The sequence below is a fragment of the Pseudoxanthomonas kaohsiungensis genome, from assembly GCF_010211765.1.
Taxonomy (GTDB): Bacteria; Pseudomonadota; Gammaproteobacteria; order Xanthomonadales; family Xanthomonadaceae; genus Pseudoxanthomonas; species Pseudoxanthomonas kaohsiungensis.
The window spans coordinates 43,656-62,234 of the sequence record NZ_PDWO01000009.1 but is presented as its reverse complement, the minus strand read 5'-3'; the positions used below and the strand labels follow the sequence as shown (position 1 = coordinate 62,234).

Annotated in this window: 14 protein-coding genes; 8 read left to right on the top strand and 6 right to left on the bottom strand. The window is 70.0% G+C overall.

Annotation, left to right across the window (positions count from 1 at the left end; genetic code table 11):
• Positions 1 to 17 precede the first annotated feature (17 nt).
• Positions 18 to 989, top strand: a complete 972-nt coding sequence (locus CSC66_RS10855) for an RluA family pseudouridine synthase (RefSeq protein ID WP_162377414.1) — start codon at positions 18 to 20, stop codon at positions 987 to 989.
• 687 nt (positions 990 to 1,676) lie between these two features.
• Here the strand turns inward: CSC66_RS10855 and zupT are convergent.
• From zupT to CSC66_RS10840, 3 genes are read right to left on the bottom strand one after another with little or no spacing between them, the layout of a single operon-like run.
• Positions 1,677 to 2,486 carry a zinc transporter ZupT gene (gene zupT, locus CSC66_RS10850; protein WP_162377413.1) on the bottom strand — a complete coding sequence of 270 codons (810 nt, stop codon included), beginning with the start codon at positions 2,484 to 2,486 and terminating at the stop codon, positions 1,677 to 1,679.
• A gap of 28 nt (positions 2,487 to 2,514) precedes the next feature.
• Complete coding sequence (locus CSC66_RS10845) at positions 2,515 to 2,943, bottom strand: energy transducer TonB (RefSeq protein ID WP_162377412.1); 429 nt, start codon at positions 2,941 to 2,943, stop codon at positions 2,515 to 2,517.
• A gap of 3 nt (positions 2,944 to 2,946) precedes the next feature.
• Complete coding sequence (locus CSC66_RS10840) at positions 2,947 to 3,291, bottom strand: 4a-hydroxytetrahydrobiopterin dehydratase (RefSeq protein WP_162377411.1); 345 nt, start codon at positions 3,289 to 3,291, stop codon at positions 2,947 to 2,949.
• Between the two features lie 78 nt (positions 3,292 to 3,369).
• On the opposite strand from CSC66_RS10840, the gene CSC66_RS10835 reads away from it, so the two are divergent.
• The 6 genes from CSC66_RS10835 (at position 3,370) to CSC66_RS10810 (ending at position 12,173) form a co-directional block, all read left to right on the top strand.
• The gene (locus CSC66_RS10835) at positions 3,370 to 3,966 is read left to right on the top strand and encodes an NfuA family Fe-S biogenesis protein (protein ID WP_162377410.1); all 597 of its coding nucleotides are present in this window, start codon (positions 3,370 to 3,372) and stop codon (positions 3,964 to 3,966) included.
• Between the two features lie 85 nt (positions 3,967 to 4,051).
• Positions 4,052 to 5,698 carry a hypothetical protein gene (locus CSC66_RS10830; protein ID WP_238394367.1) on the top strand — a complete coding sequence of 549 codons (1,647 nt, stop codon included), beginning with the start codon at positions 4,052 to 4,054 and terminating at the stop codon, positions 5,696 to 5,698.
• A 156-nt stretch (positions 5,699 to 5,854) separates the two neighbouring features.
• A protein-coding gene (prfB, locus tag CSC66_RS10825) for a peptide chain release factor 2 (RefSeq protein WP_202935635.1) occupies positions 5,855 to 6,983 on the top strand; the annotation gives its coding sequence in 2 pieces (ribosomal slippage) (positions 5,855 to 5,929 and positions 5,931 to 6,983; 1,128 coding nt in all).
• A 126-nt stretch (positions 6,984 to 7,109) separates the two neighbouring features.
• Positions 7,110 to 8,636 (top strand): lysine--tRNA ligase, encoded by a 1,527-nt coding sequence (lysS, locus tag CSC66_RS10820; RefSeq protein ID WP_162377409.1) that lies wholly within the window; start codon positions 7,110 to 7,112, stop codon positions 8,634 to 8,636.
• A gap of 209 nt (positions 8,637 to 8,845) precedes the next feature.
• Positions 8,846 to 9,985 (top strand): cyclic di-GMP phosphodiesterase response regulator RpfG, encoded by a 1,140-nt coding sequence (gene rpfG, locus CSC66_RS10815; RefSeq protein ID WP_162377408.1) that lies wholly within the window; start codon positions 8,846 to 8,848, stop codon positions 9,983 to 9,985.
• Entirely contained in the window at positions 9,978 to 12,173 is a 2,196-nt protein-coding gene (locus CSC66_RS10810) for an ATP-binding protein (RefSeq protein ID WP_162377407.1), read from the top strand. The genes rpfG and CSC66_RS10810 overlap by 8 nt, the downstream gene beginning before the upstream one ends.
• Before the next feature lie 94 nt (positions 12,174 to 12,267).
• On the opposite strand, the gene CSC66_RS10805 is transcribed toward CSC66_RS10810, so the two are convergent.
• Both CSC66_RS10805 and CSC66_RS10800 read right to left on the bottom strand, forming a co-directional pair.
• Positions 12,268 to 13,140, bottom strand: coding sequence for a crotonase/enoyl-CoA hydratase family protein (locus tag CSC66_RS10805; RefSeq protein WP_162377406.1), 873 nt, complete (start codon positions 13,138 to 13,140; stop codon positions 12,268 to 12,270).
• Between the two features lie 251 nt (positions 13,141 to 13,391).
• Positions 13,392 to 15,083 (bottom strand): long-chain fatty acid--CoA ligase, encoded by a 1,692-nt coding sequence (locus tag CSC66_RS10800; RefSeq protein WP_162377405.1) that lies wholly within the window; start codon positions 15,081 to 15,083, stop codon positions 13,392 to 13,394.
• A gap of 113 nt (positions 15,084 to 15,196) precedes the next feature.
• Here CSC66_RS10800 and CSC66_RS10795 point away from each other — a divergent pair, with 113 nt between their 5' ends.
• Positions 15,197 to 15,646: a nuclear transport factor 2 family protein gene (locus tag CSC66_RS10795; protein WP_162377404.1), complete on the top strand. Its 450-nt coding sequence runs from the start codon at positions 15,197 to 15,199 to the stop codon at positions 15,644 to 15,646.
• A gap of 158 nt (positions 15,647 to 15,804) precedes the next feature.
• Here CSC66_RS10795 and acnA read toward each other — a convergent pair whose 3' ends face one another.
• Positions 15,805 to 18,576, bottom strand: a complete 2,772-nt coding sequence (gene acnA / locus CSC66_RS10790) for an aconitate hydratase AcnA (RefSeq protein ID WP_162377403.1) — start codon at positions 18,574 to 18,576, stop codon at positions 15,805 to 15,807.
• Positions 18,577 to 18,579: the final 3 nt, after the last annotated feature.

Sequence of the window (18,579 nt, the reverse complement as noted above, 5' to 3'; positions counted from 1 at the left end):
AACAGAATTCATCCCCCATGAACCCATCCCCCACGGACGCCCCCGCCCGGGCCGGTGCGCGCACCGTCAAGGTGCCCGACGACCGCGACGGCCAGCGCCTGGACAACTTCCTGCTGGGCCAGCTCAAGGGCGCGCCGCGCAGCCTGGTCTACAAGCTGGTCCGCAGCGGCCAGGTCCGGGTCAACGGCGGCCGGGCCAAGGCCGAGCGCAAGCTCGAGGCCGGCGACGAGGTCCGGATACCCCCGGTGCGGCTGGAGGGCGAGGCCGAACGGGGAACGCCGGCGCCGGGGCTGCTGCAGCGGATCGAGGCGGCGATCGTGTTCGAGGACGCGCGCCTGCTGGCCCTGGACAAGCCGTCGGGGGTCGCCAGCCACGGCGGCAGCGGCATTTCCTTCGGCGCCATCGAAACCCTGCGTGCGCTGCGTCCGGGCCAGACCCTGGAACTGGCCCACCGCCTGGACCGCGACACCTCCGGGGTGCTGGTGGTCGCCAAGAAGCGCTCGGCGCTGGCCGAGCTGCAGGCGCTAATGCGCGAGGGCGGGGCTGGCGGTGGCATCCGCAAGCGCTACCTGACCCTGCTCACCGGCCGGATGCCCGACGGCACCCTGAGCGTGGATGCGCCGCTGCACGTGGGACTGCGCCAGGGCGGCGAGCGGCACGTCCAGGTCGACCCCGGCGGCAAGCCCTCGCTGAGCCACTTCAAGGTGCTGGAGCGCCGCGGCGGGCAGTCGTACTGCGAGGTACGCATCGATACCGGGCGCACCCACCAGATCCGCGTCCATGCGCAACACATCGGACACCCGGTCGCCGGCGACGACAAGTACGGCGACCCGGAGGCCAACCGGCGCCTGCGCGACAAGGCCGGGCTGCGGCGGCTGTTCCTGCACGCGGCATCGCTGGAGTTCGCCCTCGACGAGGGGCGCGCGCCCTACACGATCAGCGCGCCGCTGGCGCCCGAGTTGCGCGAGGTCCTGGACCGGCTGGCCTGAGCGGGCCGGTGGCGGCGCAACTCCGATCCGCATGGGTGGGTGGGGCTGTGGCGGCACAACCGGAAACGGCGAAGGCGCTGCGATGCGGGCGAGATAGCTAGACAGCGAGACAGCGAGACAGCGAGAGCATCCGGGTGCGCTGGCTTCGGTGGGAGGCCGCCGCCGCATGGGGGTATGGCCCATCCCTCGGGACGACGTCCTGTCTTTACTCGGGTCGTGGCACATCCATGTGCCACTTGGGCCACACCCCCATGCGACGACGGCCTTCGGGCGGTTCGGGGTTTGTGCCTTCGGAGGGCTGCGGCAGGACGCGACCAGTGCGATGCGTGCGTGGCTTTGCCGGTCGGATGGAGCGGTGTGGACGGGTGGGATCGCCGGAACTCAGTCCCCCCAGTGTCCGCAGCGCATCGACAGCCGGAGAAGCGCGCCCAACATTGCCGTAAGGCCGTCGTCGCGCAGGGGGATGGACCAAGTGGCACAGGGATGTGCCACGGCCCTGAGTAAAGACAGGACGTCGTCCCGAAGGGTGGGCCATCCCCCTGCGTGACGGCGGACTCCTTCCGAAGCTAGCGCCCCGCTCTTCGCCATCGCATCTCGTCGTAGCTCGGCAGCCGATGGACGCGCGCGTGGTCCAGTCATGTGCACGAGCTGCATCAACGAACTGCTCTTGGCTTCAGCCGGCGCCGCTCACCACTTGAACAGCACCAGGCTCAGGGCCAGCACGCCCATGCCGCTGACCAGGCCGTAGACCGTCTCGTGGCCCTGGGCGTAACGCTTGGCGGCTGGCAGCAGTTCGTCTATGGCCAGGAACACCATCACCCCGGCGATGACGCCGAACACCGCGCCGAACACCGCGTCGTTGAGGAACTGCGACAGCAGCATGAAGCCGATGATCGCGCCCACCGGTTCGGCCAGGCCCGACAGCAGGCTGGCGACGAACGCGTAGCCCTTGTTGCCGGTGGCGAAGTACACCGGCACCGCGATCGCGATTCCCTCGGGAATGTTGTGGATGGCGATGGCGAAGGCCAGCGGCAGCCCGACCGCCGGGTTCTCCAGGGTGGCGAAGAACGTCGCCAGTCCCTCGGGGAAGTTGTGCGCGGTGATCGCCACCGCGGTCATCAGTCCCACCCGGCGGATGTACTCGCGGTTGTGCTGGCGCAGCGAGGGATCGTCGGTGGTCAGCGTGTCATGCGGGTTGGGCACCAGCATGTCGATGACCATGATCAGCAGCACGCCAGCCAGGAAGGCGAAGGTGGCGTAGGTGAAGCCCAGCCGCGCGTCGTAGGCCTGGGTGAACGACACCACCGACTTGGTGAAGATCTCGGTCAGCGAGACGTACACCATCGCGCCGCCGGCGAAGGCCAGGCCGAAGGCGAGCAGGCGCGGGTTGGGGCCGCGGGCGAAGATCACCAGCAGGCTGCCCAGGCCGGTGGCCAGGCCGGCGGCCAGGGTCACCCCCAGGGCGACCAGGACCGCCGAGGTCGACGGGTCGTACATGCGTGGTCTCGTCCCTGAGCGCGTGCGGTCAGGGCGCCGGCGCGCGTCCGGCGTCCAGGGCGAAGCATGCATCCGGGCGTACCGCCGGGACGGTGAAATTCACCGGCACCTGGATGCTCTGCGCGACCGGCTGGCCGCCGCGGGTGGCCGGACGGAACTTCCAGCCTTGCACCGATTCCCTGGCCAGGCGGTCGAGTTCGTCGTTGCCGCTGCCGCGGACCAGGTCGATCCGGGTCGGAGTTCCCGCCGGGCCGACTTCGACGCCGAGCAGGGCCTGGCCTCCGATTCCGGCGCACGCCAGTTCGACCGGGTACTGGGGAGGCGGCGTGTCGATCGCGGCCACCGCGGTGGGAGCCGGCACCGGTTCGGCCGGCGGCGCGTTGCCCCCGCAGGCGGCCAGTGCCAGCACGCCCGCGAGGCCGGCCGCGTGCAAGGGAAGGCAGAGGGGTCGGTTCATGGCTCAGTCCTCCAGCAGGGCCGCGGCACGCGCCGCGCAGATGAAGTCGTTCTCGCTCAGGCCGCCGACGTCATGGGTGGAGAAGCGCACCACGCAGCGGTCGTAATGCACGCCCAGGTCGGGGTGGTGGTCCTCGCGGTGGGCGATCCAGGCCAGCGCGTTCACGAAAGCCATGGTCCGGTGGTAGTCCTTGAAGCGGAAGGTCCGGACCAGCGCCCGTCCTTCCTCGGCCAGCTCCCAGCCCGGCACCTGCGGTAGCAGTTCGGCCACCCGCGCCTGGCCGAGCCGGTGTTCGTGGCCGCTGCGGGGCAGGCAGTGCGCCTGCGCCAGCGGAATGAGGTCGGTCATCGGAACCTCCGTCGTGCATGGCTGAACGGCGCGGCCGGGCACTGCAGGCCGCCACCGGGACGGGGCTAGAATACCCGCATGATCAATATCTCCGACAGCGCGCAGGCGCACTTCCGCAAGCTGGTCGAGCGCGAGGCCATTCCCGGCCTGGGCGTGCGCCTGAGCGCGGTGCATCCGGGAACCCCGCGTGCCGATGCACGGCTGGAGTTCGCCGAACCGGCCGAGCTGGCTGGCGACGAGTGGGCGGTGGACTGCGACGGCTTCACGCTGTACGTGGCCAGCGACAGCGTCGCCTGGCTCGACGGGGCGGACATCGATTACGTCTACCAGGGCACCGGCGCGCAACTGACCATCCGCGCGCCGAAGATCAAGGGCGAGGTGCCGGCCGACTCGGCCTCGCTGGTGGAGCGCGTGCGCTGGGTGATGGAGAACGAGATCAACCCGCAGCTCGCCTCGCATGGTGGTCGCGCCGCTGTGCAGGAGGTCTCAGCCGACGGCGTGGTCCTGCTGCGCTTCGGCGGTGGCTGCCATGGTTGCGGCATGGCCGACGTGACCCTCAAGCAGGGCATCGAGAAGACACTGATCGCGCGGGTGCCCGGCGTGACCGCGGTGCGCGACGCGACCGACCACGACAGCGGCCAGGCACCGTACATGCCGCGCGGCAACGCCGCCTGACCTGCCGGTGGCGCAGGCGTCCGACATCGTCCAGGCGCTGATCGAACGAGCGCCGCCGCGTCCTCCGCTTGAACGAAGCACCCGCATGCCCTACGGCTGGGCGTTGTGGCTGCGCGCGCTGCCGGCAATGCCGGCGAAGCCGCATGCGCGGGCCCGGGACGTGGCCGCGCTGCTGGCGGAGCGCCCCGGGACGCCGATCCCGCCGGGCCGGGAGCTGGCGACCTGGCCGGCGTTCTTCTCCCTCTTCCACCAGGGCTGGCAGCCGCCGCCGCGGGACGAACGCCTGGCGCGCTGGGCCTCGCGCATCGGCAGCGGCGTCATGCACGTGCTGTTCGTGGTGTTCCTGGCCTGGATCGCCTACCTGCAGTCGCTGCTGCCCCCGGTGCCGCCGGAAGAGGGCGGCGGTGGCGAGCGGATCGAGGTCGGCTTCGTGGGCGCCGGCGATCCGGGTACGCCGCAGGCCGCCGCCGGCGAGTCGCCTGCGGCCGAGGCCGGCCCGGCGGCGCCACCTGCGCCGACGCCGGCTGCGGCACCGTCGTCGTTGCCAACGGAGGCGGTCGCGCCGCAGGCGCCATCGCTGCCGCCGGTGGAGAGGACGGTCGCCGCGCCGGCGCTGCCGGTCCCGGAGCTGCCGGACGTCATGGTCCGCGAGGTGCCGCAGCCGGAAGCGCCGCCGCCGAGCGTCGAGCAACCGGTGCAGGTCACCGAGGTGGATCAGCCGACCATCGACTACGTGCTGCCGCCGACCACGCCCAGCGAGATCACCGTGCGCCCGGTCGACACGCCGCAGGTGCGCGAGCGCGAGGTCGTGGTGGTGCAGGCGCCGGTCCTGCAGGCGCCGCAGGCGCGGCCGGTCGATGTGCCGCTGCGCCTGCCGCGCGAGGTGCAGCTGCGCACGCGCGAGGTCGGCGAACCGCTGCCGCAACCCGAGGTGCGGCCGGTGACGGTTCGCGCTCCGCAGGTCGAGGCGCGCATGCCCGAGGCGGCGGAAGCGACCGTGCGCCAGCGCGAGGTGGCGATGCCTTCGCCGCCGGCCGCCGCCCCGGCGGTACCGGCCCCCGTACCGGCACCGGCGCCCGCCGCCACACGCGCGCCGACGCCCGCCAGCGGGACAGCCGCCGCGTCCGCGCCGGGCTCCGGCCAGCAGGAGGCGCGTGCGGACACCGGCCGTGCTCCGCCCGGCAGCGCGGCCCCGGCCGGCAGCGGCTGGCAGAGTCCGCGCGCCGGCGACGACTGGGGCCAGGCACGCAGCGGCGAGGTCCGGCCGGGCGGTGCGCCGGGCCTGTTCGACAGCGAGGGCAGGGTGCGGTTGCCCGGCGATGGCGCCGGCCCCGGGCAAGGCCCGGGGTCGGGCGATGGCGTGGGCGAGGGCGTGGCCGACCGCGGCGCCCCGGGAGGGGACAACGACACCTGGACCCGCGACCGCATCGACCAGTCGGGCACCTGGCTCAAGCGGCCGCCCTACGACTACGAGCCGACCAGCTTCGACCGCTACTGGGTGCCCAACGAGTCGCTGCTGGCCGACTGGGTGCGCAAGGGCATCAAGTCGGTCGCGATCCCGATCCCGGGCACCGGCAAGAAGATCAACTGCGTGGTCTCGATCCTGCAGCTCGGCGGCGGTTGCGGCATCACCGATCCGGACCTCAACGAACAGCCGGCCACCGCGCGTCCGCCGCCGGACGTACCGTTCAAGCCGGAACTGCAGGAAGACAACGGCAGCGTCCGGCCCTGATGCCGGCGGCGCCTGCTGCCGGTGGACGCCGGCATGCCCCGGCGGTCGTGCCGGCACAGCGGCCCGTGGCCGTGGTGCGGCGCGGGTTGCCGCAGGGCGCGATGAAGCGGGCATCCCTGCTAGAATCGGCGGCCGTTTTCAAGCCTGCCGACTGCCATGATCGAGCTCAATCCCGTCCGCCAGCGCATCGCCGACCTCACCGGCCGGGTGGTTTCGCTTCGGGGGTATCTTTGACTACGACGCCAAGAAGGAGCGTCTGGAAGAAGTAAACCGGGAGCTCGAGCTGCCCAACGTCTGGGACGACCCCGAGCGCGCCCAGGGCCTGGGCCGCGAGCGTTCCCTGCTGGAGAAGACCGTCGTCGGCATCGCCTCGGTGCTGGAGGGCCTGGAAGGCTCGACCGAGCTGCTGGAACTGGCCGAGGGCGAGCAGGACGAGGACACCGCGCTGGCCGTGGTCGCCGACGTGGACCGCTTCCAGAAGCAGATCGAGGCGCTGGAGTTCCAGCGCATGTTCTCCGGCAAGATGGATTCGGCCAACGCCTTCGTCGACATCCAGGCCGGCGCCGGCGGCACCGAGGCCCAGGACTGGGCGGAAATGCTGCTGCGCATGTACCTGCGCTGGTGCGAGTCGCGCGGCTGGAAGACCGAGCTGATGGAAGCCAGCGGCGGCGATGTCGCCGGCATCAAGTCGGCCACGCTGAGGGTGGAAGGCGACTTCGCCTACGGTTGGCTGAAGACCGAAACCGGCGTGCACCGGCTGGTGCGCAAGTCGCCGTTCGATTCGGACAACCGCCGCCACACCAGCTTCACCTCGGTGTTCGTCTCGCCGGAAGTCGACGACAACATCGATATCGAGATCAACCCGGCCGACCTGAAGACCGACGTCTACCGCTCCTCCGGTGCCGGTGGCCAGCACGTCAACAAGACCGAGTCGGCGGTGCGCATCACCCACGTGCCCACCGGGATAGTGGTCGCCTGCCAGACCGGCCGCAGCCAGCACCAGAACCGCGACAACGCGATGAAGATGCTGGCCGCCAAGCTCTACGAGCTGGAGATCCAGAAGCGCAATGCCGAGCGCGACGCGGTCGAGGCGACCAAGTCCGATATCGGCTGGGGCAGCCAGATCCGCAACTACGTGCTCGACCAGAGCCGGATCAAGGACCTGCGCACCGGCATCGAGCGCAGCGACACCCAGAAGGTGCTGGACGGCGACCTGGACGAGTTCGTCGAGGCCAGCCTGAAGGCCGGCCTGGAGGCCGGCGCGAAACGGTCCGACGCGGCCTGACCGGGCCGCCCGCAAGGGCGAGCCAGGCACCGCGTCCGCATCTCCCCCGACAGGATGCCCGGTGCCGTCGAAGCGGACGCCGGGCGAGCCCCGACTCCAACGCGGCCCCCGCGTCCGACCGATACCATGACCCAGCCCAACGACACCGCCGCCCCTTCCACGCCCGTCGACGAGAACCACCTGATCGCCGAGCGCCGCGCCAAGCTCGCCGCGCTGCGCGGGCAGGGCATCGCGTTCCCCAACGACTTCAAGCGCGCCGACTATGCCGGCGACCTGCAGGCCGAGTTCGCCGATGCGGAGCAGTGGACGGCCGAAGCGCTCGAGGCGCTGCCGCGCAAGGTCGCCCTGGCCGGCCGGCTGATGGCCAAGCGGGTGATGGGCAAGGCCAGCTTCGCCCAGGTCATGGACGAGTCCGGCAGGATCCAGCTGTTCCTGCAGGGCAATGTCCTGGGCGAGGCATACGAGGCGTTCAAGTCGTTCGACGTGGGCGACATCGTCGCGGTCGAGGGCGGGCTGACCCGCACCCGCACCAGCGAACTGTCGGTCAAGGCCGCCTCGCTGCGCCTGCTGGTCAAGTCGCTGCGGCCGCTGCCGGACAAGTGGCACGGCCTGAGCGACGTCGAGCAGCGCTACCGCCAGCGCTATGTCGACCTGATCGTCACGCCCGAGGCGCGCGAGGTCTTCGTCAAGCGCAGCAAGATCATCCGTGCGATCCGCGAGTGGCTCGACACCCGCCGTTTCCTGGAAGTGGAAACGCCGATGATGCATTACATCCCCGGCGGTGCCACGGCCAAGCCGTTCGTCACCCACCACAACGCACTGGACCTGCAGCTGTACCTGCGCGTGGCGCCGGAGCTGTACCTCAAGCGGCTGGTCGTCGGTGGCCTGGAGCGCGTCTACGAGATCAACCGCAATTTCCGCAACGAGGGCGTGTCGACCCGGCACAACCCCGAGTTCACGATGCTCGAGCTGTACGAGGCCTACGCCACGTACCACGAGGTGATGGACCTGACCGAGAGCGTGATCCGCGATACCGCGCAGGTCGTACTTGGCACCACCCAGGTGGAATGGGACGGGCAGGCGATCGACCTGGGGCCGAAGTTCCGCCGCTGGCGCATGGACGAGGCGGTGCGCCACCACAACCCGGAGATCAGCGCCGCCGACTGTACCGACCGCGATGCGCTGCTGCGCCATTGCGAGCGGCTGAAGATCAGGGTCAAGCCGTCCTACGGCTGGGGCAAGCTGCTGCTGGAGATCTTCGAGGCCACCGTCGAGCACACCCTGGTCCAGCCGACCTTCATCACCGACCATCCGGTCGAGGTCTCGCCGCTGGCCCGTGCCAGCGATACCGAGCCCGGCTACACCGACCGCTTCGAGCTGTTCATCAACGGCAAGGAGATCGCCAACGGCTTCTCCGAGCTCAACGACCCGGAAGACCAGGCCGCGCGCTTCCAGGCGCAGGTCGAGGCCAAGGAGGGCGGCGACGACGAGGCCATGCACTTCGACGCCGACTACATCCGGGCGCTGGAGTACGGCCTGGCGCCGACCGGCGGCCTGGGCATCGGCATCGACCGGCTGGTGATGCTGCTGACCGGCAGCACCTCGATCCGCGACGTGCTGCTGTTCCCGTACATGCGGCCCGGGCAGGGCTGATCGCGGCCTGGACGCCCGGAAATCCGGGCGTGCGGCCGCCGGCGGGCGCGGCCGGGCTTCGCCGCCAGGCACCCGTAACGAATCCCCGTTCCCTGCATTGCGTCACGGTTTCCGCCCCTTCCCGCCGCCGTGCTGGCACGCTCCCTGCGTCTTTCCGGGGTACAAGCGGGGCTGAACGCCGCGCGATCCCGCAAGGGCGGGGGGCTGACATGGGTGCGGGCAGGGCCGGTAGCGCGCTATTCTGCGATCCTACGGCGGGGTGCCAAGGGGCGGAACGGCAATTGGACATCGTCATCGTCGACGATCAGGCATCGGCGCGTACGATGCTGCGGCACATCATCGAGGACATCACCTCGGAGCTGGCCGTGCACGACTTCGGCGACGCCCGCCAGGCGCTGGCCTGGTGCGACAACAACCCCACCGACCTGCTGCTGCTCGACTACCGCATGCCGGGCATGGACGGGCTGGAGTTCGCCCGCCGCTTCCGCCGGCTGCCCAAGCACCGCGACATCCCGATCATCCTGATCACCGTCGTCGGCGACGAGCCGGTCCGGCAGGCGGCGCTGGAGTCGGGGGTGATCGACTTCCTGGTCAAGCCGGTACGCCCGCGCGAGCTGCGGGCGCGGTGCCACAACCTGCTCCAGCTGCGCCAGCAGTCGGAGACGGTCAAGCAGCGGGCGCTGTCGCTCGAGCAGCGGCTGCTGTCGAGCATGCACGAAGTCGAGGAGCGCGAGCGCGAGACGCTGTCGCGCCTGGCCCGCGCGATCGAGTTCCGCGACGCCGGCACCAGCGCCTACCTGGAGCGCATGTCGCGCGTGGCCGGGCTGGTGGCCGAAGGCATGGGCCTGGCCGAGGACGACGTGCGCACCATCGAGATGGCCGCCCCGCTGCACGACATGGGCAAGATCGCCATCCCCGACGCGGTGCTGATGAAGGCCGGCAAGCTGGACGAGGCCGAGATGGCGGTCATGCGACGGCATCCGCGCATCGGCCACGAGTTGCTCAGCGGCAGCCAGAACCGCTTCATCCAGGTCGGGGCGATGATCGCCCTGCGCCACCACGAACGCTACGACGGCAGCGGCTATCCCGACGGCCTGGCCGGCGAGGCGATCCCGCTGGAAGCGCGCATCGTCGCCGTGGCCGACGTGTTCGACGCGCTGATCTCGCCGCGCCCGTACAAGGAAGCCTGGACGGTGGACGCCGCGCTGGCCTACCTCTACGCCCAGCGTGGCCGCCTGTTCGACCCCGATTGCGTCGACGCGCTGATGCGCGGGCGCGAGCGCCTGCAACTGATCTGCGAGCAGTACTCCACCGCGTCGGCGCGGCCGGGAGGGCTGGCCCATGGCTGAGCCCTTCGCCTGGCTGCGCCACCGCCTCGCCAACCGCCCTGACAGCGAGCACGGCCAGGCGCTGGTGCGCATCGTCCTGATCCTGCTGATCCTGGGCTACGTGCTGCTGCCTTCCTCGCGCGGCGGGCTGGAGCCGGAGCAGTACCGGACCGTGCTGGCGATCGTGCTCACCGGCCTCACCCTGAGCCTGGGCATCTTCGCCGCGCTGCTGGCGCGCCCGGGGCGCTCCGACGTGCGCCGCGTGGTCGGCATGCTCGCCGACTACGGCCTGATGGCCGCCGGCATGATCGCCATGGGCGAGCCGCTGGCCTGGGTCTACGTGGTGGTGATGTGGGTGACCGTCGGCAACGGCCTGCGCTACGGCAACCGCTACCTGTACGTGGCCGTGGCGATGGCGGTCGCCAGTTTCGGCACGGTGCTGGTGTCCAATGATTTCTGGGCCCAGGTGCGCGGCCTGGGCGTGGGCTTGCTCGTGGGCCTGGCGGCGGTGCCGCTGTACCTGTCCAGCCTGCTCAGGCAGTTGACCCGCGCGACCGAGGAAGCGCGGCGTGCCAGCGAGGCCAAGAGCCGGTTCCTGGCCAACATGAGCCACGAGTTCCGCACGCCGCTCAACGGCCTGGGGGGCATGTCCGAGTTGCTGGCGACCACCCGCCTGGACGATGAGCAGCGCGAGTGCGTGCGCACCATCCAGGCCTCGACCCGCACGCTGATGGCGCTGGTCGAGGACGTGCTCGACATCTCGGCGATCGAGGCGGGCAAGCTCAAGCTCAACCTGTCCGACTTCTCGCCACGCGAGGTCGTGTCCAGCATCGGCCTGATCCTGCACCCGCAGGCGCGCGCCAAGAACATCGACTACCTGGTGGTGGTCGGCGACGGCGTGCCGGAAACCGTGCACGGCGATCCCGGCCACGTCCGCCAGGTGCTGCTGAACCTGGTCGGCAACGCGGTCAAGTTCACCGACCAGGGGCGGGTGCGGGTGGACGTGGACGTGGCCGCCGGCGCGCCCGAGGATGCGCGCACCCGCCTGCGCTTCACCGTCACCGATACCGGCATCGGCATCCCGGCGGCGATGCGCGGCCGACTGTTCGAGGCATTCGAGCAGGCCGACGCGGGCCTGGCCCGCCGCTATGGCGGCACCGGCCTGGGGACCACGATCGCCAAGGGCCTGACCGAGGCGATGGGCGGGCGGATCGGCTTCGAGAGCCTTGAAGGTCGCGGCAGCCGCTTCTGGGTGGAGTTGCCCTTCGCGGCGCCGCAGGCGCGCGCACTGCGCCCGTCGGCTGCGCCGATCGCCGAGGTCGAGAGCGAAACCGCGCTGCGCGATGGCGGCGACAACATCATCGCCTTCGCCGATCCGTTCCTGCGCCACCGTGCGCGCGTGCGCAGCATGCAGCTGCTGGTGGCCGACGACTACGAGGCCAACCGCATGGTGCTGCAGCGGCTGCTGCAGAAGGCCGGGCACCGCGTCACCTCGGTCGAGGGCGGCGAAGAGGTCCTCGACGCGATGGCGGCCAGCGATTACGACGCGGTCATCGTCGACCTGCACATGCCCGGCGTCAGTGGCCTGGACCTGCTCAAGCAGCTGCGCGTGATGCAGGCCGGTGGCGGCCCGCGGACCCCGGTGGTCGTGCTCAGCGCCGACGTCACCCCCGAGTCCATCCAGCGCTGCGAGCAGGCCGGCGCCTACGCCTTCCTGGCCAAGCCGGTCGCCGCCGGCCGGTTGCTGGAGACCCTGTCGGACATCGCCGCCCAGCGCGGCCGCCGCAACGCGGTCCTGCCAGCGCGTCCGGATGTCGGCGAGGCGCCGGTGGGCGTGCTCGACAGCTCGGTGCTGGACGAACTGGCGGCGATGGGCATGGGCGAGGAGTTCGAGCGCGAGTTCATCGCCCACTGCCTGGCCGACGCCGATGGCTGCATCGGCGCCATGACGCACGCGGCCGAAGCGGCGGACTGGGCACGCCTGCGCGACCATGCCCATGCGATCAAGGGCGTGGCCGCCAACATGGGGCTGGTCAAGGTGGCCGAGCAGGGCAGCGAGCTGATGCGGCTGGCTGACTGGCAGATCCGCAACGAATGGCGCCAGCGGATCGCGATGCTCAATGCGGCGCTGACCCAGGGTCGCGATGCCCTGGCCGCGCGCCAGCAGGCGCGGGGCAACTTGCGCGATGGTGGCGGCGAGCCGGGTTGAGCCGGCCCTGAAGAGCAAAGGCCCGGCATCCTGCCGGGCCCGATTCTCCCCCTGATGCCGCTGCCGCTCGATCCGGCGGCCTTGCGGTACCGAATCAGGCGGCTTCCGAGCTGGCCCTGCGCGTCTGCGCACGCACGATGCGCTCCATCGTCCGCAGCGACTTGTCGCCCAGCGCCAGCGCGGTGTCGACCCATACCTCGGTGATGCCCATCAGTTCCTCGTAGCTGACCGGCTGGCCGATCTTGCGCACGGCGTTCATCGCCAGGTGCGAATGCGGCGCCCGCTGGTGCTGGCGGATCAGGTCCTGCACCGCCGACTCGCCCTGGCCCTTGGGCACGAGCACGTCGACCACGCCCAGGCGGTACATCTCCTCGCTGCTGTAGACCTCGCCGCTGAGGATCATCTTCTCGGCCTGGCGCGGGCTGACGCGCTTGCACAGGAACGAATAGGCGCCCATGCCCGGGAACAGGCCGAACAGCACCTCCGGCAGGCCCATGCCGACGCCTTCCTCGGCGACGATCGTGTGGCAGGCCAGCGCCATTTCCAGGCCGCCGCCGAGCGCGTCGCCCTGGATCAGGGACACGGTATGCATGTCGCCGCCGAAACCGGTGTGGACGTGGTGGACGCCTTCCACGCAACGGCGCGCATAGGCCAGCAGCCGCTCGCGGTTGCCCTCGCGGATCAGGCGGCCGAACAGCTCCAGGTCGCCGCCGAGGTTGTAGGCCGAGGCGGCCGAGGCCAGCACGAAGTGGCGCAGCCGGCCCTGGTGGCGCTGCGATTCGCGCAGGGTGATCGAGCTCATGTAGCTCCACATGTCCTCGAGCATCTCGAAGCGGCAGCACGGGCGCACGCCGGACTGGCCGGCGTCGGCATGCATGTAGAGCCAGTGGGCGCTGCCGTCGGGCGGCGTCTGCACGCGGATGGTCGGGAAATGGTGGGTGCGCTGCAGCTTTTCGATCGTGCTCATGGCGGTCTCTCCGGGGTCGGCTGACCTGCCGGCTTCACGGCAGGCGGGGGATGTTGCCCGGCCATGCTACACCTGAACGGATAATTAAAAGCGACTGGCCGGAGCGCCCGGAATCCTCCGTGGCGGATCGTTAAGAAACCGGAAAAACGCGCCCGCAACGGGCGCCGGAGGCCGTCGCCCACGGCCGCCTTGCCGCCAAACGGAAGCGCCCCGGCCCCTGCCGGGGCGCTTCCGTTTGGCGGCAAGGGCGGTCAGGCCGCCGGGGCGGCAGGGGGCGGGTCGCGCAGCTCCTTGCGCAGGATCTTGCCGACGTTGGTCTTCGGCAGCTCGGTCCGGAACTCGATGTGGCGAGGCTGCTTGTAGCCGGTCAGCGCCTCGCGGCAGTAGGCCTTGATCTGCTCGGCGGTGAGCGAGGGGTCCTTGCGGACCACGAACAGCTTGACCGCTTCGCCCGAACGCTCGTCCGGCACGCCGATCGCCGCCACTTCCAGCACCCCGGGCATCGCCGCGACCACGTCCTCGACCTCGTTCGGGTACACGTTGAAGCCCGAGACCAGGATCATGTCCTTCTTGCGGTCGACGATGTAGACGAAGCCCTTGTCGTCGATCCGGGCCATGTCGCCGGTATGCAGCCAGCCGTCGGCGTCGATGACCTTGGCCGTCTCCTCCGGGCGCTGCCAGTAGCCCTTCATCACCTGCGGGCCCTTCACGCAGAGCTCGCCGACCTGGCCGGTCGCGAGGATGTTGCCGTCGTCGTCCTTCACGCAAACGTCGGTGGACGGTATCGGCAGGCCGATGGAGCCGTTGAATTCCTTGATGTCCAGCGGGTTGATGCAGGCCGCGGGCGAGGTTTCGGTCAGGCCGTACGCCTCCACCAGGGTCACGCCGGTGACCTTCTTCCAGCGCTCGGCCACCGCGCGCTGCACCGCCATGCCGCCGCCCAGGGTCACCTTCAGCGAGGAGAAATCCACCTCGTCGAAACCCGGGGTGTTGAGCAGGCCGTTGAACAGCGTGTTGACGCCGGTGATGGCGGTGAAGCGCGTGCCCTTGAGCTCCTTGACGAAGCCGGGCATGTCGCGCGGGTTGGTGATCAGGTGGTTGAGCCCGCCCAGCTCCATGAACACCAGCCCGTTCGCCGTCAAGGCGAAGATGTGGTACAGCGGCAACGCGGTGATGATGATTTCCTTGCCGCGCTCGAGCTGGTTGGCGCCCAGCCAGGCGGAGGCCTGCTGCATGTTCGCCACCAGGTTGCGGTGGGTCAGCATCGCGCCCTTGGCCACGCCGGTGGTGCCGCCGGTGTACTGCAGGAAGGCGATGTCGCCGGGATCGATGTCGACCTCGGGCAGGGCGTGGCGCTTGCCCGCGGCCAGCGCATCGCGGAAGCGCACCGCCCCCGGGATGTCGTAGTCGGGCACCATCTTCTTCACGTACTTCAGCACGAAGTTGACGATGGCGCCCTTGGGGAAGCCGATCATGTCGCCCAGGCCGGTGGTGATCACCTGCTTGAGCGGGGTATCGGCCAGCACGTCCTGCACGGTGTGGCCGAAGTTGTCGACTACCACGATCGCCGAGGCGCCCGCGTCCACCAGCTGGTGCTTGAGCTCGCGGGCGGTGTAGAGCGGATTGACGTTGACCACGGTCAGGCCGGCGCGCAGCACGCCGAAGGTGGCGATCGGGTACTGCAGGCAGTTGGGCATCATGATCGCCACGCGATCGCCCTTCTTCAGCCCCAGCTCGCCGAGCAGGTAGGCGGCGAACTGCTTGCTGAGGTCGTCGACCTGGGCGTAGGTCAGCTGCTTGCCGAAGTTGCTGTACGCCGGCCGGTCGGCATACCGGGATGCCGATGATGCGAAAACCGCGGCGATGGAGCGGTACTCGTCCGGATCGATTTCTGCAGGTACGCCCTGCGGATAGCTCCGCAGCCAGGGACGATCCGAGTTCATTGCGCCTCCCTCCCGAGGTGGATTGCTTGGTTACAACGACATTCTGTATTCGACGGTTCGATTCCGGCCGTCTTCGATGGCAGCATACCGTCCCGGATGGAAAAGGCGAAGCCATGAAGCAAGGGCATGGGGTGCGGCAGGGGGTACGCGTGGCCGGTTTCGCGCTGGCCCTGCTGCTGGTCGCCGGCTGCAGCCGGACTCCGCCGGAACAGCGCCTGCGCGAGCAGATCGCCTCGATGCAGCAGGCGCTGGAGCAGCGCCGGCCTGCCGATTTCATGGACGGGGTGGCGGCCGATTTTGGCGGCAACGCCGGCATCGATCGTGCTGCACTGCAGCAGGTCGTGCGTGCGCAGATGCTCGCCAACGCCCGCATCGGTGTGACCGTCGGACCGGCGGACGTGGAGATCCGCGGCGATCGCGCGACGGTGAAGTTCAGCGCGGTGGCCACCGGCGGCAGCGGCCGCTTCATGCCCGACAGCGCGCAGGCCTGGGACGTGACCAGCGGCTGGCGCGAAGAGGACGGGCAATGGCGGCTGTATTACGCCGAGTGGGCGCCGAGGTAGGAGCCGATTTATCGGCGACAGGGGCGTCGGAATCATGAAGGCGTCGCCTGTGCCCAGGGCGTCGCGTCGCCGATAAATCGGCTCCTACACACACTGCCGCGCGGTGCGCCCGAACGCCCCGCGCGCTGCGCGGGGCAGGGTTTCCGCCGCCCAGGCGGCTAGGTGGCCTTGCGTGCGGCCAGCTGGCGCAGCACGTACTGCAGCAGGCCGCCGTGGCGGAAATACTCCACCTCCTTCGGCGTGAGCAGCAGCACGTGCGCCTGGAAGGCGACGGTCGTGCCGTCACCGCGGCGAGCGGTGACCTGCGCGATCCGGCTGGCGCCATCCTCCAGGCCGGTGATGTCGAAGGTTTCGGTGCCGTCCAGGCCCAGGCTCTGCGCGTTCTGCCCGTCCTGGAACTGCAGCGGCAGCACGCCCATGCCGACCAGGTTGGAGCGGTGGATGCGCTCGAAGCTCTCGGCCACCACCGCCTTGACCCCGAGCAGGTTGGTGCCCTTGGCCGCCCAGTCGCGCGAGGAGCCGGTGCCGTATTCCTTGCCGGCGATCACCAGCAGCGGCGTGCCCTGCGCCTTGTAGCGCATCGCCGCGTCATAGATCGACATCTTCTCCGGCGCGCTCCCATCGGACCCGGGGGTGCCGAAGTACAGCGTGTTGCCGCCTTCCTCGCCGCCGAAGAACAGGTTCTTGATCCGGATGTTGGCGAAGGTGCCGCGGACCATCACGTCGTCGTTGCCGCGGCGGCTGCCGTAGCTGTTGAAGTCGGCCGGCTGCACGCCGCGCGACTGCAGGAAGCGGCCCGCCGGCGAGTCCTTCTTGATGTTGCCGGCCGGCGAGATGTGGTCGGTGGTGATCGAGTCGCCGAACAGGCCCAGCACCCGCGCGCCGTGGATGTCGTCGATGCTGCCCACGGCCATGGTCATGCCGTCGAAGTAGGGCGGGTTCTTGATGTAGGTGGACGCGTCGTCCCACACGTAAAGCTCGCCATCCGGGGATTCGATCGTGTTCCAGCGGGTGTCGCCCTTGAACACGTCGGCGTAGTTCTGCTTGAACATTTCCGGGCCGATGGTCGCGGCGATCACGTCCCCGATCTCCTTGCTGCTCGGCCAGATGTCCTTGAGGAACACCGGCTGGCCGTCGCTGCCCAGGCCCAGCGGCTCGGTGGTGAGGTCGATGTCGGTGGTGCCGGCCAGCGCGTACGCCACCACCAGCGGCGGCGACGCGAGGTAGTTCATCTTCACCTCGGGATGGACGCGGCCTTCGAAGTTGCGGTTGCCCGACAGAACCGAGCTCACCACCAGGTCGCCGGCGGCGATGCCGGCGCTGATCTGCGTGGGCAGCGGGCCGGAATTGCCGATGCAGGTCGTGCAACCGTAGCCGACGATGTAGAAGCCGACCTTCTCCAGTTCCTTGAGCAGCCCGGCTTTTTCCAGGTAGTCGGTGACCACGCGCGAGCCCGGGCCGAGCGAGGTCTTGACCCAGGGTTTGCGGTCCAGCCCGCGTGCGGCGGCGTTGCGGGCCAGCAGGCCGGCGCCGACCATCACCGCGGGGTTGGAGGTGTTGGTGCAGGAGGTGATCGCCGCGATCACCACCGCGCCGTCCTTGAGCTTGAACGACGTCCCGTCGATCTCCACGTGGGCCACGCCCTTCTGCAGCGCCTCGTTGCCGACCGCGGCGGTACCGCCCTCGGCGATGAAGTCCGACACCTCCGGGCTGCGCTTGTCGCGGGCGGCGGTGAGCAACTCGACGTTGTCGCGGTAGTTGCGCTTCATGTCGCCCAGCAGCACCCGGTCCTGCGGACGCTTGGGCCCGGCAAGCGAGGGCTTCACTTCGCCCATGTCCAGTTCCAGGGTGGTGCTGTAGGTCGCGTGCGGGCTGTCGGCGGAGTGCCACAGGCCTTGCGCCTTCGCGTAGGCCTCCACCAGCGCGATCTGCGCTTCGCTGCGGCCGGACAGGCGCAGGTAGGTCAGCGATTCGGCGTCGATCGGGAAGATGCCGCAGGTGGCGCCGTACTCGGGCGCCATGTTGCCGATGGTGGCGCGATCGGCCAGCGGCAGGTGCTGCAGGCCGTCGCCGAAGAACTCCACGAACTTGCCGACCACCCCGTGCTTGCGCAGCATCTGGGTGACGGTCAGGACCAGGTCGGTCGCGGTCGCGCCCTCGGGCAGGCGGCCGGTGAGCCTGAAGCCCACCACCTGCGGGATCAGCATCGAGGACGGTTGCCCGAGCATGGCCGCTTCGGCCTCGATTCCGCCCACGCCCCAGCCGAGCACGCCGATGCCGTTGATCATCGTGGTGTGCGAGTCGGTGCCGAACACGGTATCCGGATAGGCCCAGGGCTGGCCGTCTTCGCCCGGGGCGGTCATCACCACGCGCGCCAGGTTCTCCAGGTTCACCTGGTGGACGATGCCGGTGTTGGGCGGCACCACCTTGAAGTCGGCGAAGGCCTTCTGGCCCCAGCGCAGGAACGCGTAGCGCTCGCGGTTGCGCTCGAACTCGATGCGGCCGTTGATGTCGAGCGCATCGGGCTTGCCGAACGCGTCGACCTGGATCGAATGGTCAATCACCAGTTCCGACGGGATCTGCGGATTGATCTGCTCCGGCCGGCCGCCAAGCCTGACCACCGCGTCGCGCATGGCCGCCAAATCGACCACGCAGGGCACGCCGGTGAAGTCCTGCAGCACCACGCGCGCGGGCATGAAGGCGATCTCGGTGTCCGGCTCGGCCTTGGGATCCCAGGTCGCGACCGCCTCGATGTGCTCTGGCAACACGGTCACCCCGTCCTCGTGCCGGAGCAGGTTCTCCAGCAGGATCTTCATCGAGTAGGGCAGGTGGGCCAGGTCGAAGCGCTGGGCCAGCTTGGGCAGGCTCGCGTACTGGTAGGACTGGCCGCCAACGTCCAGGCGGCTGAGGGTGGCGAAGGAATCGCGCATGGG